General features: G+C 56.7%; 15 protein-coding genes. 10 read left to right on the top strand and 5 right to left on the bottom strand.

Going from position 1 to position 16143, the window contains the following annotated elements; genetic code table 11:
- Nucleotides 1-721 precede the first annotated feature (721 nt).
- The 5 genes from repA (at nucleotide 722) to BLP10_RS16530 (ending at nucleotide 7483) form a co-directional block, all read left to right on the top strand.
- A complete protein-coding gene (gene repA / locus BLP10_RS16550; RefSeq protein ID WP_091137038.1) occupies nucleotides 722-1933 on the top strand; it encodes a plasmid partitioning protein RepA in 1212 nt (403 codons plus the stop codon).
- Nucleotides 1933-3003, top strand: coding sequence for a plasmid partitioning protein RepB (gene repB / locus BLP10_RS16545; protein ID WP_091137035.1), 1071 nt, complete (start codon nucleotides 1933-1935; stop codon nucleotides 3001-3003). Before repA ends, repB begins: the two co-directional genes overlap by 1 nt.
- Nucleotides 3004-3143: 140 nt before the next feature.
- Complete coding sequence (locus tag BLP10_RS23885; RefSeq protein ID WP_342026203.1) at nucleotides 3144-3368, top strand: antitoxin MazE-like protein; 225 nt, start codon at nucleotides 3144-3146, stop codon at nucleotides 3366-3368.
- Between the two features lie 736 nt (nucleotides 3369-4104).
- On the top strand, nucleotides 4105-5361 hold the full coding sequence (gene repC / locus BLP10_RS16535; protein WP_244510614.1) for a plasmid replication protein RepC: 1257 nt from the start codon (nucleotides 4105-4107) through the stop codon (nucleotides 5359-5361).
- A gap of 985 nt (nucleotides 5362-6346) precedes the next feature.
- On the top strand, nucleotides 6347-7483 hold the full coding sequence (locus tag BLP10_RS16530; protein ID WP_244510612.1) for an RHE_PE00001 family protein: 1137 nt from the start codon (nucleotides 6347-6349) through the stop codon (nucleotides 7481-7483).
- Nucleotides 7484-7599: 116 nt separating this feature from the next.
- Here the strand turns inward: BLP10_RS16530 and BLP10_RS16525 are convergent, their stop codons facing one another.
- Both BLP10_RS16525 and BLP10_RS16520 read right to left on the bottom strand, forming a co-directional pair.
- Nucleotides 7600-8106 (bottom strand): hypothetical protein, encoded by a 507-nt coding sequence (locus BLP10_RS16525; protein ID WP_244510610.1) that lies wholly within the window; start codon nucleotides 8104-8106, stop codon nucleotides 7600-7602.
- A 171-nt stretch (nucleotides 8107-8277) separates the two neighbouring features.
- Nucleotides 8278-8727, bottom strand: a complete 450-nt coding sequence (locus BLP10_RS16520; protein WP_091137033.1) for a GNAT family N-acetyltransferase — start codon at nucleotides 8725-8727, stop codon at nucleotides 8278-8280.
- A 382-nt stretch (nucleotides 8728-9109) separates the two neighbouring features.
- On the opposite strand from BLP10_RS16520, the gene BLP10_RS16515 reads away from it, so the two are divergent.
- The 3 genes from BLP10_RS16515 to BLP10_RS16505 all read left to right on the top strand — a co-directional run bounded on the left by BLP10_RS16515 (nucleotide 9110) and on the right by BLP10_RS16505 (nucleotide 12613).
- Complete coding sequence (locus BLP10_RS16515; protein ID WP_091137031.1) at nucleotides 9110-11755, top strand: EAL domain-containing protein; 2646 nt, start codon at nucleotides 9110-9112, stop codon at nucleotides 11753-11755.
- Between the two features lie 95 nt (nucleotides 11756-11850).
- Nucleotides 11851-12036: a hypothetical protein gene (locus BLP10_RS16510; RefSeq protein ID WP_091137028.1), complete on the top strand. Its 186-nt coding sequence runs from the start codon at nucleotides 11851-11853 to the stop codon at nucleotides 12034-12036.
- 61 nt (nucleotides 12037-12097) lie between these two features.
- Nucleotides 12098-12613 (top strand): hypothetical protein, encoded by a 516-nt coding sequence (locus tag BLP10_RS16505; protein WP_091137025.1) that lies wholly within the window; start codon nucleotides 12098-12100, stop codon nucleotides 12611-12613.
- A gap of 604 nt (nucleotides 12614-13217) precedes the next feature.
- Here the strand turns inward: BLP10_RS16505 and BLP10_RS16500 are convergent.
- The 3 genes from BLP10_RS16500 to BLP10_RS16490 all read right to left on the bottom strand — a co-directional run bounded on the left by BLP10_RS16500 (nucleotide 13218) and on the right by BLP10_RS16490 (nucleotide 14743).
- A protein-coding gene (locus BLP10_RS16500) for an IS6 family transposase (RefSeq protein ID WP_091137261.1) occupies nucleotides 13218-13875 on the bottom strand; the annotation gives its coding sequence in 2 pieces (ribosomal slippage) (nucleotides 13218-13313 and nucleotides 13315-13875; 657 coding nt in all).
- 224 nt (nucleotides 13876-14099) lie between these two features.
- Nucleotides 14100-14372 carry an SWIB/MDM2 domain-containing protein gene (locus BLP10_RS16495; RefSeq protein WP_244510609.1) on the bottom strand — a complete coding sequence of 91 codons (273 nt, stop codon included), beginning with the start codon at nucleotides 14370-14372 and terminating at the stop codon, nucleotides 14100-14102.
- 107 nt (nucleotides 14373-14479) lie between these two features.
- Nucleotides 14480-14743, bottom strand: coding sequence for a hypothetical protein (locus BLP10_RS16490; RefSeq protein ID WP_091137020.1), 264 nt, complete (start codon nucleotides 14741-14743; stop codon nucleotides 14480-14482).
- A 109-nt stretch (nucleotides 14744-14852) separates the two neighbouring features.
- Between BLP10_RS16490 and BLP10_RS23405 the strand changes: the two genes are divergently transcribed.
- Nucleotides 14853-15194 carry a hypothetical protein gene (locus tag BLP10_RS23405; protein WP_139165520.1) on the top strand — a complete coding sequence of 114 codons (342 nt, stop codon included), beginning with the start codon at nucleotides 14853-14855 and terminating at the stop codon, nucleotides 15192-15194.
- 51 nt (nucleotides 15195-15245) lie between these two features.
- Nucleotides 15246-15506, top strand: coding sequence for a DUF7696 family protein (locus tag BLP10_RS24095; protein WP_091137016.1), 261 nt, complete (start codon nucleotides 15246-15248; stop codon nucleotides 15504-15506).
- Nucleotides 15507-16143 lie beyond the last annotated feature (637 nt).

Raw genomic sequence — 16143 nt, 5'->3', positions numbered from 1 at the left:
GTTCGAACCTAAAGGCGGCTAGATTATTTCAAAGCGCCGAAGGTTCATCATTGAGCGAGCCAAGGAAAGGGGTATGACTGCAGGGGCGAGGTGGCATCATATGCGGAGTAGGGTGCCAGCTCTCGAGCAAGTTGGCTGCGGACACATTGGTTGCTCAGCCTGGGGCCTTGAGAATGAGCTGCGGGACTAGCTTGGTGATGGCATTTCAGTGCTACTCCCACACCGGTGACATCCTAGGTTGGTAGTCAAGTGGCGTCAAAGAAACGTCTAGTGCCGCACGCTGCTAAGCCACCTTTCAGAAGCACACTGTGTAGTCTGATGACCGTGAGTTATGTTCTATGACCTCTAGTTCTCATCAAGACACCCTGGAGAGTTGCAATGTCCAACAAGTTGGCGGCCGCCAACTCTCCATACGCTCGACGACAATTAAAGGAAACAATCGACCCGCCGCCAACACCGAACTATGGAGAGATCCCCATCTAACCGTCCACGAGGACCTGGTGAATGCATTCCCCTTGGACGTGGAAGGAGAAGGATAAGGTTGGCCGCTCCTAAATTGGACGCTGTTAGCGGCAGCATCCTATTTCGATCTGTGAAAGCGGTTCATGTGCAGCACAGCAACAGGCTTAGGTTAATCGTTATTAACCTGCTAGAAAGATATTGCGGCCTAAAACGGTTTTAGTCCAAAAGAGCAAGCTGAACCGTTTTAGGAGATCCTACTGTGACAGCGCAGGCAACTCGTCTTGAAGAGCTTTTTACGACGGACGACAGAATCTCTGCTCATGCGAAACTGTTATCCAATCAACTCCTGCAACTCCGTGAACGGCTGTTTCCGCCTGAAGCAACAAAGGAACTCCGGACCTTCACTTCTGGGGAGGCGGCAAAGCTGATTGGTGTAAGTGATAGCTACCTTCGCCAACTCTCCCTAGAAGGTGCCGGACCCAAGCCCGAGACCACACCGAGCGGCCGCAGGTCCTATACCCTCCAGCAGATTAATGAGCTTCGCCGCTACCTGGCTGAGGCGAAGCCAAAGGACGCCCATCTTTATCTTCCTCACCGACGGTCAGGAGAAAAGCTGCAAGCAATTGCAGTCACAAACTTCAAAGGTGGATCTGCTAAAACAACAACTACGCTGTACTTGGCCCAGTATCTCGCGTTGCAGGGGTATCGCGTTCTAGCTGTCGACCTCGATCCTCAAGCGTCTCTGACCTCGATGTTCGGGATCCAGCCCGAATTTGATCTTGAACCAAACGATACGCTCTATGGTGCCATTCGGTACGACGACGAACGGCGCCCGCTCTCCGAAATCGTCCGTTCAACGTATTTCGACGGGATTGATCTCGTTCCCGGCAACCTTGAACTCATGGAGTTCGAACATGAGACTCCGCAGGCGATTAATAGCGGGGGAGGGGAGGGGCGTTACTTCTATCGCCGAATCGCAGACGCCCTTGGCGATATTGAGGACCGCTACGACATCGTCGTAATCGACTGCCCGCCACAACTTGGCTACCTAACGCTCGGTGCGCTGCTGGCAGCGACCTCCTTGCTCATCACTATCCACCCTCAGATGGTCGATATCGCCTCGATGTCACAGTTCCTCTTAATGGCCGCTGATCTGCTTGCTGTTCTGCGCCGTGCTGGCGGGAACATGCAGCACGATTTTGTCCGCTATGTCATCACGCGGCACGAGCCCCATGACGGACCGCAGTCGCAGATCGTCGCGCTACTTCGCGGATTGTTCGGCGATGACGTTCTCGCTGCGAGCGTATGGAAGTCGACCGCAATTGCGGATGCGGGACTAACGAAGCAAAGCCTTTATGAGCTTGAGCGTGGAGCCGTCTCCAGGGCAACTTTTGATCGAGCCATCGAGAGCCTTGATGCGGTTAATCGTGAAATTCTCAGCCTCGTACACAAAGCTTGGGGGAGGGCATAATGAGCCGGCGCGACCGTATTAAGGACCTATACTCGATTCCATCAGCGGGAGAGAAAGCAGCACTTGAACCTGCTCCGCCCGCTCCTGAGAGATCACACATAAAATTACCAGTCACTGAAGTTAGCCCTGATACGATTACGAAGCCTACAGCACCGAACCTTAGACAAGATCGGGTACCCGCCGGCCCGGTCCGGTCGATGGGTTTTGCCCTCGGGCAGATCGAAGAGGAAACCAAAGCCCTTCAGAAGGCTCTGGCATCCGGGCTGACAATCGTGGAGTTAGACCCATCCCTTATTGACGGCTCAATCATACGCGATCGCTTGGGCTCTCTGGAGAACCTCGAAATCGGCAGCCTAATGCAGTCGATTGAGGAGAAGGGGCAAGAGGTCCCGATCCTGGTTCGCCCTCATCCGTCAAGAAGCGGCTACTATCAGATTGCGTACGGACACCGCCGGCTTAAGGCAGTCGCTGCACTAGGTCGTAAAGTCAAAGCGTTTGTCCGCGACCTCTCGGACGAAGATCTGATCGTCGCGCAGGGCGTTGAGAATTCAGAGAGACAAGACCTCAGTTACATTGAACGAGCGCTTTTTGCAGCGCGAATAGAAGCTCGGGGCTTTGATCGCAGTGTGATTATGCAGGCTCTTTCAACCGACAAGACAGAACTGTCGAAACTCATTTCCGTCGCAAAAGGAGTCCCAGAGCTTATCATCGAAGCGATCGGCCCAGCACCGAAAGCAGGCAGAGACCGGTGGATCAAGCTCTCTAAGTGCATTGAAGATAAAACAGCGGCCAAGCGCGTTGAGAAAGCTATTGCTGAGGATGGCTTTGCCTCAATCAACAGTGACGAGCGCTTCATCCGCGTGCTCAATGCAGCATCCGGACTTCCGCCAAAGTCCGAGAAGGTTCAGCGGAAGACGTGGAGAAGCGAATGGGGGCCTGCCACTGCGACTGTGACACGCTCTAGTCGAGGAGTTGAGATCCTCTTCGATACAAAGGCTGACCCTGGTTTTGCGGATTTCGTCGCACAGCAACTGGACGAGCTTTATAGCGCATTTCGCACGAAGCTTTAGCCGGAGAGGGCCTCAATGCCGTGCAGTTTTAGGCGCGCCGGGAAATAGCCCCTGGAGTTTTCCAACGTGATTCTGATTCACTCTTGCATTTTGACTCCAACGTCGAAGCAGAATCGGGCAGCGTTGAGTCGTTACAAGAAATGGAGCAATCCATGGCCGACCCAACGAACCGTGAACGCATACAGCGCCATCGGGAAGCCCGACGAGCTCAAGGGTTAAAGGAGGCTACCGTTTGGGTGGACCAGTCTATTACGTCCGCAATCGACGAAGCTGTCGAGCGTGGGCTTTATCCGTCGCGGCAGGCAGCAATGTCTGCCGCAATTCGTATGGTCTTTTCCGGAGACGCCACGAAGAGAGTGTTTTAACCACGCAAAGCAAAGGGCCCCAGAGCTGGTAACTCTGAGGCCCTTGGAGCGACCGAGGGTCGGCAGCTAAGATCGTTTAGCGACAATCTTTATGCCATCCCGATAGTCCGTAGTCAATGAACATCGGATTCCGGTGAACGCTCTTGCTTTGCCCTCACAAGGAGGGTGCGGTGCTCGCAGCATCGTTCAAGAGCTGGGCTTACCCAGCGCACATCATAGGGGCTAATAGCAGGAATGCGAGAAGCTCTCTGAATGGGAAGGCGATCGCAAGTCGGGTTTACGTTCGACTGAGCGAATGCATGCGCCACTCTGCGAGCAAATCGGCAACTTGGGATCTCTCCCAGTTGCTGAGCGGATGCGGCCCTAATGTGGGTGAGCGGAAATTCTCGAGTTCCTGGCCCGGAGTTCCTGAGGAAATTCAAAAATTTAATGATTCTTGCCTCCACGACAACTCTGTGGAGGCATGGATGACGTCCTATCGGCCGATTCTCGCGCGCAGCGATGGGCCGGACGATCAGGTCGTACGGGAAACCAAACAGAGGAGAAGCGCCAAGGCGTGACGATGTAGGAAAAGCAACGGCCCCCGAAGCGCCAACTCCGGAGGCCGTGGAAATCAGTGGGACAATGAAGTCCGAGAACAACTTCAACGTCCCACACACCGAATCTAGTGTCAACGGGGAAACGCCAATTTCTCTGAACACCTGAGCTTTGCCTCACCTCATGAGCGTCTTCGCTTATGAGAACGGACACGCATGGCCTGAAAAGGGTCAATGCCATGACGGTACATCAATCGACTACCCCCTTCGGTCGGCGACCCCTATCGCTGGCTACGGCCGCCGCACGAGCGGTCTCAGAGGCCGGACCGAAAGACGCCATTGCTGAAAAGTGGAAGGTTTTCGACAACCTTCGGGAGGCCAAGATCTCACTCGGCATCTCAGACAGAGCCCTAAGCGTGCTCAACGCGCTTCTGACCTTCCACCAGGATACAACGCTGCAGCTCGGGGCGGACCTGATTGTCTTCCCGTCCAACAAGGCCCTGACTTTCCGGGCGAACGGGATGTCGCCGGCGACCCTGCGGCGCCATCTGGCAGCTCTTGTGCAAGCGGGCCTGTTGATCCGTCGCGACAGTCCCAACGGCAAACGCTACGCCCGAAAAGGGGAGGGGGGCACAATCGAGCAGGCTTTCGGCTTCGACCTTTCACCTCTTGTCGCTCGAGCCGCGGAGTTCGAGAGCCTGGCCGAACGAGCCCGAGCTGAGAGGAAAGCCCGTTACCTCCTGCGGGAGGAAATCACCGTCCTCAGGCGCGACATTGGGAAGACAATCGCTATGGCTCTTGATGAGGATCTCCCGGGTTCTTGGAACGATCTTCGAGCGCGGTTTGCAGCTCTGAACGAGACACCGCCCCGGGCGGCGGGGGCCTCGGTTCTGGAGGCTATTGCTGTTGATCTGCGAAGCCTTTGGGCTGATGTGGACAACCTGCTGAAAGTTCAGCTTAAACCTCAGAATATGAGCGCCAATGAGTCTCATACTGAGCGCCACTATCAGAATTCAAACTCAAACCCTCTTTTAGATTCTGAACACGGCCTCCAGAAGAGGCTGGAAGAAACTTCGGCGCCAGAACCTGAACCCAAGAAGCCTCCCATTCGGGCCTTTTCCCTGAGCCTCATTCTGCAGGCCTGTCCGGACATCGCGATGTACACGAAGGGAGGGCAGGGGATTTCTAGCTGGCGCGACCTCATCACTGCGGCCGGTGTCGTGAGAGGGTCCTTGGGGATCAGCCCATCAGCCTGGGAGGAGGCCCGTGCTGTCATGGGCGAAGAAGACGCTGCAGTCGTGATTGCCGCGATTCTTCAACGATCCGAGATGATCGTAAGCGCGGGTGGTTACCTACGAAACCTCACGGAACGAGCGCGGGAGGGTAAGTTCTCGGTCGGACCCATGGTCATGGCTCTTTTGCGCGTGGTTGCTTCGGATGGGAAAAAATCAGCATGACGCCAATCCAATACATTGCTTTTCGCGGCTTCAGGTCGATTGAGCCTATGAGAGTAGGCCTAATGCTTGGACGGACACCACCAGCTGTGAACAGAGCGCATTGGATACGCTTCATCAGGATTGTGAATCGGTCACCCTGTGAAAGATTCCTGCTTTTCATTAGACCGCGTACCCCAGATCACGACACTGGGCTCATGTCCGAAAAGCTCAATGTATTTGTCTTGGAACGCTCTGATCCGTCACAGAATGTATCGCTCTTTGGTGATCCAACCTTGGTCCGTGAACGGGGTCGGATCGGCCAGCGCAGCCGCCAGCGGGTCGAATTTCACCAAACGGAAGATAGGGCTGCTGAGGCCCTGGAATCAGGGCTTCGTCGTAAACAACTACGGGGCTACCAAATACGAGGCTTGTAGATCAAGATAGCCTACGCGCAGACCATCACGAGCCATACCCAATCTATCGTGGAATCTGTAGAGAGGTTTGCTAACTCGCTAGGCTATTGGGAGAGTGCGCGGGCAGGTGTGCTGCGACCATGATCGCCAGGATATTATCACTTGGCTCACAGGCAGCAAAAGCTGTAAAAGAGCCAGGAAGACAAACTCGAGTTTTTCATAAAGCTCTTGGCCAACAACCTCTGACGCAGTCTCGTCGGGTCTGAACTCGACGCCCGGCAGTATAAAGTGAAGGGTGCTGCGCTTGCGCACGACCACGAGTAGGTCGCAGCTGCCATGGGATTTAAGGGGGAGAAACGGTTGTCATGGTAGCCTGCGAAGAGGGGACCAGCAGCGCTATGCCGCCATTCTGGCGGGGCGGGCAACACTCCCGATAAAGCACCATTTATCGATACCCAAAGCCACCACGTGACGAGCTCCCGTCAAAAGATAGTAAACCCCCATATTGCTTCTCGTATGCCACTCACTCATAACCACATCAATAACTTATCCTAGGCGGGGAATATCCCCGAACTGCTAGGGGGCACCTATCAGTGAGATATTTCGAGTTCGGAACCGGTCAGGCAGAGGCACTCTCGATCCCAGACCTGCCGTGGGAGGAAATCGTTGGCCGGATGGAGCTGCTCACGATCTCCATTCTTCGGTTCGATGCGCGCTTGGAGGCGTCCGGCTTGTCTGCGGGGTGGCAATCCCGCTGCGACATGACCGAAGCAGTTCGCGCCCTGCTGCTTGATGGTCACCTGGTCGATGTCGGCGACCTGGTGCTGCACGATGCGGGGATGGATGTGAGAAGCCCCACCCATGAACTCACTCGGGCCGCCGCAGCGCTTCGGGCGCGACGCATCGCGATGGCCCGTAAAGCTCCGTGGCCACTCTCGATCGATGGCCTCGCTGCCCTTAGAGGTGTCGGCGGTCTTTCCCCAGACCTCCCCGCGAAGAAGGGCAAACGGCCTGACCCAACCGATGAAGAATCCTACCCAGCTTTCGCCAACGACGCCGATCCGTTGAAAGCTCATTTCGCCGAGATCGATGCCCTGCTTGATCGAACCAACAAAGTTCTTGCCGGAGAGACGCCTCTCCCAAAGAGCCGGTCGCACTTGCTCTATGATCCTGACCAGGACGAAGCCGAACATGAAGACCTGTGGCTCGACCTCGTGAAGCGGACGTCGCACTGGCCGGCGATTGCGGCCGCGGCGGTGGCCTGGAATGGATGGTTGGATCTCAACCTGTACACCCGCTTGCCGTGGCTCGGGCTGACCATGGCCGCAGCGATCCTCCGTGCCAAAGGGCTCACGGACCATCTCCTGCCATTGGCAGCAGGCTTCAAAAAATCCAAGTTCCGTCCGCAGGGCAGGGAAGGGGCGAAGGACAAACTCGAGGGCTTCTGCGGCGTGATCGAGGAAGCCCTCGATATCGCCAACAAGGATTTGGAGCGATTGATCCTGGCTCGTGAGCTGATGGGTCGGGTGACCGCCAAAACCCGTTCGAACTCGAAGCTGCCGGAGCTGGTGAACCTGTTCCTGTCCCGTCCGCTCGTGACGGTGCCCCTTGGTGCGAAGATGCTGAAGGTCACGCCCAAGGCGGTCGATCTAATGATGGCGCAACTGGGTGGCGCGCTCCCACGCGAGTTGACCGGCCGTACACGCTACCGAGCTTGGGGTATTGTCTGAGGGGCGGTTATGCCCCTGACAAACCAAGGCCGTCCGATCTTTCTATGAAGGAGATGGAGGTTGGGACGTGATGCAGCGCGGTTAGTGGGGAGAGGTCACATTCGGGAGATCCTAGGTTAGTCGCAGATCTTTGTTTTGCGCGTGGTGACAGCACCATAAGGATCGACCCGCTTTGTCACGACAACGCTGCATTCCTCAACTGGCGAAGGGATGTCTAGAGCTCTCTGCCGATAGATGGGTGGAGGCACGACCGGCTGCACAGAAACGATCGGGACATTCTGGGGAGGGACCAGGGCAGGACCCTCATAGCCTTCGCTCTCATCCACAGACACAATCGGCAAAGGCTGCTGCGGCACCAGAGCGGGCCCTTCATAACCCTCAAGATAGCGGCGCTCGATTACTCTGCGTTCAATCACCCTGTGCTCGATCGGTGGGGCGATATATGTCTCCTCGACCGCAAGCCGACGCCGGATCGGTGGGGGCTCCAGAACCGCTTCTTGATCCGCGAAATATGGAGGGAGGTCTGCGGCTACAGCAGACACTGGACTCACCAGAGTTGACCCGGCGAGCAGCAGGGCGACCAATCCCGCTTGCGCAAATTTATTTAGATCAAACATCTGCATGTGAGCTCCTGATACCCCCAATGGGAACGTAGCCTCACGGCCGAGGTTCCGCTCTTCCGCGATAGTGTCTGGCCGACAATGCATGCCCGGGGCTATAGCCTCTTACTGGGTTGCAGATGGATGAGTCTACGGCTTGGGTCGAGGCGCCTGTGAAGGCGGCCTCGACTAATCTCATTCAGTGTCAATGCGGAGTCTGATCACTTCAAACGGTTGGTTGTTGTCGTCGGTTGACCTGCGCTCAACTTCAACGAACCCAAGCCGGCGATAGAAGCCGATTGCAGTCTCATTCAGTGCGTAGACATCCAGTTCGAGGGCCCGGTTGCGCTCGAGAACATAGGTGACCAGGGCGCGGCCAATTCCTTGCCCGTGTGCCTCAGGCGCCACGAACAGGCCACCGATGAAGTGACCGAGCATGCCAATGAAGCCAACGGGCGCGTCATCGTGTTCCGCGACAAAAGTCTCCGCTTGAGGCAAGTATACCTCTCCGACGACCTTCTGCTGTTCATTGAGCTGGTCGTTGCTGAAGAATGGATGGCCGATTTCCGATGCTGCTCGCCAAATCGAGAGCAAACGCGATTTATCTTCCGGCGTGTAGGGCCGGATCTGGAGATCAAGACTCATGTTGAGATTCCGTCAGTTAAGCGCGTATGCGCACGTTTCACCACTCGGCCAGACGGCCGTTTACCCCTCAGGGTCGTTTTGTGCTGAAGTCGCTGCGCATAAATCTCCTTGTTCTGACAATCAGACCCCTAATTCCCGAGTGTGGAGCAGTCAACTGTCCGGCGGAGCCCTGCCGCGATAGCTTACCGGCCGTACCCGCTACCGGGCCTGGGGCATCTTATAAGAGTTGTTCAACAGGATTTTGTGCATCCAGTAAGCAGAACGGTCATCAATTTCCTTTGTCGAATGGATCTCGAGAAATTTATCTGGCTTATTTCGGTCAGGCCGGATTGCGGTCTGTGGTGCACAAGTATCGTTGAAGTCCTGCCTAAGAAACTGCCTCGTGATCTCTCTTTCCCAGCCTGAAAAACTGATTGCTCGCAACCCCGTCTTGAACGTTGTGGTCTTGGCTGCGGTTTTCAATCTGCTCTGCGTGGCCCTTATTTACGATGCGAGGGGGAACGCTCATGACCAGGCCAAGGCGTCGTCAAGCAATCTTGTTGCCTCGGTTAGTCGGGACATCTCTCGTAATATCGAGATCATCGATCTGACGATCCAGAGGATCATCGGCCGCGTCAGCCAGCCTGACTTTTCTCAGCTGGGGTCGGAGCTTCAGCGCCAGCTGCTGTTCGACCAGGTTGCCACAGCGCAGTACTTTGCAGCCATCGCGGTAGCCGATGAAAAAGGGAGGATAAAGCACCACTCCCGTTTTATGAGCCCGGAGATCATCAATGTCGCAAAGAACCAGTATTTCACCGTCCACCGGGATAGTGCAGACGTAGGGTTCTATGTTTCACTGCCCATCAAGAGCTCGGTTGGCCTTGGATGGGGCCTCGTGTTCAGTCGCCGGCTCTCCCATCCGGATGGTCGTTTTGCCGGGATCGCGTATGTCAGCTTGAGCTTGGACTACTTTACCGACCTGTTCCGTAAGATGGACCTGGGCTCGAACGGCTCCATGTCGCTGATGCGAGCTGACAAGAAGCTGCTTGTGCGGGAGCCATTCAACGAGAAGCAACTTGGTATCGATGTCAGCAAGGCCGAGATCTATCGTTACTATCCAGAGCACCGTTCAGGATCGTTTGAGGCCAGTTCTTCGCCCCTCGATGGCGTCCCGCGGCTCTACACATTCACCCAGATCGGGGAGTTCCCGATAATACTTAACGTAGGACGCTCACTCGATGACGTCTACGGCGTCTGGCAGAGTCGGGCTCTGACGATTGGCGCCATTGTGCTGATGCTGACCGGAGCCATGATGGCTCTAGCTCTCAGCCTGCGGCGGGAACTCCGCCGGAGGCGAGCCGCACATCAGGAAGCCTTGCACAACGAAGCGCTCTTCCGTGGCGCCATGAAGGGAGCGGGGATTGGAACGGCGCTCCTGCAACTCGACGGAACCGTGTTCAAGGTCAATCCAGCCTTCTGCGGGCTGTTCGGATTCTCTGAGAAGGAAATGCTGTCGAAGACAGTCACCGACCTGACTGTCCCGGGTGACGATCTACCCAACGATGGCCCTCTCCTGCGAGGAGAGATCGACGTCATTGAAAGCGAACAACGTTTGAAGCGCAAGGATGGTACGGAAGTTTGGGTCTTCAGGTCTGCCTCTCTCCTGCGCGATGAGATAGGCCGGCCTGCCTACATGATTGTCCAATATCAAGACATCACGGCCCGGCGTGAAGCTGAGGAGCGGCTCAGGTACAGCGCCACCCATGACGAGCTGACCGGCCTCCTGAACCGATCCGCCTTCGAGCAGAGGCTCGAAGAGGCGCTGGCGGAAAGCCGTAACACAGGCATCAAGCATGCCCTGGCGTTTGTCGACCTCGACCGCCTGAAGTTCATCAACGACTCCGCCGGACATGCAGCGGGCGATGCCCTGTTGCGGGGCGTCGCAGGGGCATTGCCCGGATATCTGCGCGAAGCCGATGTCATCGGACGCCTCGGCGGGGATGAGTTTGGCATTATCCTGCTAGGGTGCTCGCTCGACGACGCGAGAGCAATCCTTGAGGAGGTCAATGCCGCGGCCAGTGCTATCCAGTTCCCATGGGGCGATCGCAGCTATAGCGTCGGGGCTAGTATCGGGGTGGCTGAGATTACGCCCAGTACCCCTTCCACGAGTGCGGTCCTGGCTCAGGCGGATGTTGCCTGCCTGACGGCCAAAATGGCAGGGCGGAACCGGGTCAGTATTTACCGGCCCGAGCAGAGCGAAGCTGTCGATCGTCACCGCGAGATCGGTGTGGCCGCGGGGATCAGACTGGCCCTTGAAGAGGGACGGTTCCTGCTCTTTGCTCAAAGGATCGTTGCATGCGCCGATCTGGCCCAAGATCGGTATGAGATCCTGGTGCGGATGGTGGACCGGGACGGGGCCATTATCCCGCCATCCGTGTTTATCCCGGCCGCAGAACGGTATGACCTCATCAGGGACATCGACCGCTGGGTAGTACAGGAAGCTCTGAGCGTTGTCGGACGGGCAGGGGACCTCAATCGCCTGACCCGGATCCACCTCAATCTGTCGGCCGCTTCAATTGGCGATGCTTCGTTCGTAGCTTACGTGCGGGAGGTCCTTGAGAATTCCGGTGTCGCGCCGGAAATCCTCGCATTCGAGATCACAGAAACGGCTGTGATCAGCAATATGGCTGTCGCAGCCACGACCGTTGGCGGGCTGAGAGAGATGGGATGCCAGATTGCACTGGATGATTTCGGCGTCGGTCTGAGCTCGTTCAATTACCTGCGCCAGTTTCCCGTCGACATCGTCAAGATCGACGGGAGCTTCGTTCTCAACATGACGACGAACGCGGTGGATCGATACATCGTCAGGTCGATCCACCAGATCGCCCAAGAACTTGGAGCTCAGACGGTTGCTGAATTCGTCAAGGATCAGGCGACCTTCGAACTGGTCTCGTCTATGGGGCTCACTTTCGCACAGGGCTACGCTATCCACAGACCTGAGCCCTTTGATGCGCTGTTGGCAGATCACGCAACCAAGGCCGAGCTATAGGGCGCCTAAATCCTCCTTGCCATGACATGAGCCTGTCATTGGCTGTTCATCTTCCTTCAGCTACGGCTGCACCGCGTTCTAAAGGGAGGTCTCGCATGTTCATGTGGAGCGCAGTGGTTGCTTTCCTCCTCTCGCTGGCAGTAATCGGACCGCTGCGGGCGAGTGCTCCGTCCTGGCTCCTGCCCACGGCGGAATTGGTAGCTGTGATCAGCATCTTCGCCTTCGTGTGCATCCTCGAATCCAGCGGCGGCAATTCCGACCGATCCAATCCGGCGGCTTGACCTAAAAAAGTAAGGAAGTACGGACTACGGTGGTTTCCCAGCCCTGACCGGAGTCGATCCCGTGAAACGCTTCCTGCTCGCCACGATCGGGATTGTGGTGGCGTCCTCAGCCGCCCTTGCCGACGGCATGAGCCTTGCAGGCTCCCTCTGGCAATGCACCCGAGCTTCTGATGGATCCCAGCTTGTCATCACCTTTTATCCGGGCGGTGGCGTGGGGGGAGGGGAGCACGAGAACGGTGAGGTGAGCCCCTATATCTTCGACGCGTCCCGGACGAAGCCCGGTCAATGGCCGGGACGTTGGAAACAGAATGGCCGAAGCTTTACCTGGACTTTCCCCGATCAGAACATCCGGATCAAAGGTCAGCTTTCGAGGGACACCACATCTGGCCGTTTGTCGGGAACCGAAATATCGGGTGGGCACACATCTGCTATCGCGTGCACAGCATTGTCCAAGCTCCCAAGGATCGGTGAGGGGCTGGTCATCCCAAGGAATGGCCGGTTCATCGACCTTGATGGCGACGAGGGCGAGCTGAAGGTTCCGGCGGGTATATCGCTTCGGGAGCAGAAGCCCCGATAGAAGGCGGTACGAACCTACTGGGTTCCAGGTGGGCGGATAAAGGGAACGTCAAGCGGGATCGTTGGCGGTTCGCCTTCGCGATCATCCGTATCCGGCGCGTCGCCCTCTGCTGGCTCGTTGGTCTCCTCGACCTCAGCCGGCGGCATTGGCGGCACATCCGACAAGGGCGTCTGATCCTGTATGTCGGGTGTATGTGGAGACGGAAGATCAGGCTCGGGAATGTCAGACATCATCAGTCCCTTTAGTGAGCGCAACTGAACGTGTGAGTAGACTGGTACCGAAAGGCCTCCTCATCCGCCGTTGCCGGGTAGATGAGGAGGCCTCCTAGTCCTGAAGGCCCCATGAAGCAGCCTTCATGCACACAATGATGATGTGGCGAAGTCGTTCCCCTCGGCCAAGGAGGGGCGATTTGCGAATCCTTGTGGCTCACAGTAACCAGGTCCTGGCGAGGTATCTCAGTTTGAGTCGTTTTAATTCGCGTGGTGCACGCCCGACGTTCAGATAAGGCTCTGTCGCAATTTCCGAGTCGAAATAGAAAGATCCTAAAGCGGTTTGTATTCGCTTGTGCGGCGAGCCGCTCGAACTGCTCGGCGAGCGAAGGTTGCTAAGCGCAGGCGTATTTTGCCTGTCCCTTTCGCATCATATGTACCATTTCGATGCCGCCCAGGATCGCGCGAGCGCTACTCATGGACTTAAAACCCCATCATCGAGCGAACCCGCCGCTTGATGGCCCGATGATCCTGCTCAATACGATTATTCAAGTAGGTACTCTGACGGATCCTGATGGGTTTCAGCTTGCGTCTCGACCGATCCTGGAGCCGACTTGTCGTATCGCAGGACAGGATCGCTTCACGATTGGTCTGGCTCCCGTCGATCACGACCCGCTCAGGCCGGCCATGACGCTTGAGGGCGTTGCTCAGGAACCGATTGGCAGCAGCCAGATCGCGCCGCTCGCTGAACCAGAACTCGACTGTGTCACCATTGCTGTCGATGGCGCGGTAGAGATACGTCCACCGCCCGCGGACTTTGATGTCTGTCTCATCAACATGCCATTTCCAGCTGACGGATCGCTTCCGGCGATTGAAGCGTTCGAGCAGTTCGGGAGAGTATCGGATGATCCAGCGATGCACCGTCGCGTGGTCGACGGAGATGCCGCGCTCGGCCATCATCTCCTCAAGATCGCGCAGACTGAGGCTGTAAGCGAGATACCATCGGACGCAGAGCAGGATCACCGATCGATCAAAATGCCTGCCCTTGAACACGCTACCCTCCATCCCTGAACCGAAGGAGCAGTAGCTGAAACTCTGAAACAAAGGGTTTGCGACAGAGCCACCCTCGGCCAGGGCAAGCTCCGCACATGGGGGCAATGGGAGACTGATCGGGCTGATACGCAACGCGCCCGACCCGATCATTATGAAACGGCTAAGCTTAACAATTCGTGGACAGCCACGACACCCCGCCGTTTCGCCGGTCTCAATTGCGGTGCTCAGGAGAGGTGGTTCGCAAAGTGCTTGTTCATCTCGAACATGCTCACCTTGTCCTTGCCCCCGAACACGGCCTGGAGCTTGCTATCGGCCAGGATCTCGCGCTTGTTGGCAGGGTTCTGCAGGTTGTTCGCCTTGATGTATTCCCACACCTTGCTCACCACCTCCGTACGGGGAAGGGGAGCGGAGCCAACCACTGCAGCCAGTTCCGGCGACGGCTTCAAGGGTTTCATCAGGGCCGGGTTCGGCTTCTTGGCTGCTTTGGCTTCAGTCATTGTATTCTCCATTGGGGCGCCACCTCGTTACCGGCAGGCGCAAAGGAACGGAACCATGACGAGAGGACCCCTAACAGTTCCTTAACTCTCTAGTGCCACAATTCCTGTCAGCGCCGCCGTCCGCTCTGCGGCTTGGCCATCATCCGCTTCAAGGCGTCCTCGGCCTGCGCTCTGGCCTCTGCATCCTGACTGAGATCACGGACCTCCGATGATTGCTCGTCCAACTGCATCCCGCTCTTGCGCGCCCGCCAGTGCTTTTCCTGACTGGCCGTTGCCGCTGCATTCGCGAGCTTCTCTAGCCGGTCCAGTTGAGGCGTGCTGGCTTCCGATTTGCTTTTGGCTTGCTCGTCGTCGTGAGAGTGGTCTGTCATCAGCTTTCCTTCGTAAGGGGGTTGAAGCGCCTCGATGCTGTTTCGTACACGCCGAGGGAAGGAGATCCCGGTTAACGTCTCCTTAACCAAAACGGTTCGAGTTAGACGCATGCAGAAGATCCGCCACGGCCTTATCGCTCTCGCCATTCTTGGAGGACCAGCCTCGCTTATTCTTGTGCATCAGAACATCACGGAGGCGCCCGCACAGTTCGCACGAGAATCCGTTTATGTCGCTGCCCTCGTACAACAAGCCTACCTTGCATGTTCGGAGCAACCCGTACAGGAGAGACTCGCACCCTGCAACGACTACATCCGTACCTATGACGAGTGCGTCGCTCGCAAGGACGAATGCAACCCACGCTCGGTCTACAAAGTGCTCCAAGAAATGAATCTGACGCCAATGCTCGGGAATCTGCCGCACGCAACCGGACGGAGCCCGACTGACGCCTAATATGCCCGCCGTTTACGATCAGCCTTATTCAATCTCAATTATCTGATAGATATGACCTATTCCTGCGACACCACTGCCATTTCGGAAATCACAGGAAGGCCAGTCAGCAGATGGTCTGAAGAGTGGCAGCGCGAGTGTGAGGCACGCGCTGTTCTTAAAATGTCGAAGGCGGGCCGCGACAGCTTCTTCAATGGCACGAAGGACGAGAATGGGAAATCTATTGAGCGTGGCATCATTACCCTTCGTGTTGCCAAGGCAGCAGAGACGCTAAAAGAACTAATGCAGCGACCGAACACATCACCTATTCGTTAACAAATGACCAAAAGATTGAGCGCTCCGATTGGAGACGCTCAACGGCACGAATAGGGACGTGAACGTTTGGAAGATTTGGGCTGGGGGCCACTATTCAATGTTTATTGTCGTTGCATCGCAGCAGTCAGCTGCGGCTGCTTACGTCTCCGCGTTCTTCGACGAGGGGGGTCCTTCGCTTGGGGTCTACTCCGAACACCTGCAGGCTTGGATCGACAGCCGGTCTAATAATTTTGAGCAGGTGCGCGGGTTCCTAGTCGATGACAGTCGCGATCAGATGAGCGCGTAGCGCAGCGAGCGGACTCACGATCTTCACGATCCCTTCACAGCATCGTCATCAATTCACGCGCTGGATTGAACCGATTGCCCCCTTGCGGTATTATGCCGACGAAGGTGTTGCAACCGGCACCTGACAAAAGCGCCCTGACAGAGCAAGCTCCGCACGCAAACTCTGTCAGGGCGTTTGCATTCTAAGTTTCGAGGCTGGCTCCGATTGAATTCGGGCCAGCCTTTTTGCTTTGGCGGCTCAAGGTTTGCCAGTCGGATTTCTCAATCCCCAAAAGAAGAGACGCTGACGGCGCGGGCTCGACGCATGGTTGATGGAACCGCATCCCACTCTTACCGGCGCCAAGTCGACCGG

The organism is Microvirga guangxiensis (assembly GCF_900102135.1).
Classification (GTDB): domain Bacteria; phylum Pseudomonadota; class Alphaproteobacteria; order Rhizobiales; family Beijerinckiaceae; genus Microvirga; species Microvirga guangxiensis.
Note: the sequence above shows the minus strand (reverse complement) of the source record. Positions and strands in the feature narration are given on the sequence as shown.

Coding starts and splice junctions, on each gene's coding strand:
- BLP10_RS24095 (WP_091137016.1), top strand. CDS start 15,246: ATGACCTATTCCTGCGACACCACTGCCATTTCGGAAATCACAGGAAGG.
- BLP10_RS16490 (WP_091137020.1), bottom strand. CDS start 14,743: ATGACAGACCACTCTCACGACGACGAGCAAGCCAAAAGCAAATCGGAA.
- BLP10_RS23885 (WP_342026203.1), top strand. CDS start 3,144: ATGGAGCAATCCATGGCCGACCCAACGAACCGTGAACGCATACAGCGC.
- BLP10_RS16520 (WP_091137033.1), bottom strand. CDS start 8,727: ATGAGTCTTGATCTCCAGATCCGGCCCTACACGCCGGAAGATAAATCG.
- repC (WP_244510614.1), top strand. CDS start 4,105: ATGAGAACGGACACGCATGGCCTGAAAAGGGTCAATGCCATGACGGTA.
- BLP10_RS23405 (WP_139165520.1), top strand. CDS start 14,853: ATGCAGAAGATCCGCCACGGCCTTATCGCTCTCGCCATTCTTGGAGGA.
- BLP10_RS16510 (WP_091137028.1), top strand. CDS start 11,851: ATGTTCATGTGGAGCGCAGTGGTTGCTTTCCTCCTCTCGCTGGCAGTA.
- BLP10_RS16495 (WP_244510609.1), bottom strand. CDS start 14,372: ATGACTGAAGCCAAAGCAGCCAAGAAGCCGAACCCGGCCCTGATGAAA.
- repB (WP_091137035.1), top strand. CDS start 1,933: ATGAGCCGGCGCGACCGTATTAAGGACCTATACTCGATTCCATCAGCG.
- BLP10_RS16525 (WP_244510610.1), bottom strand. CDS start 8,106: ATGCAGATGTTTGATCTAAATAAATTTGCGCAAGCGGGATTGGTCGCC.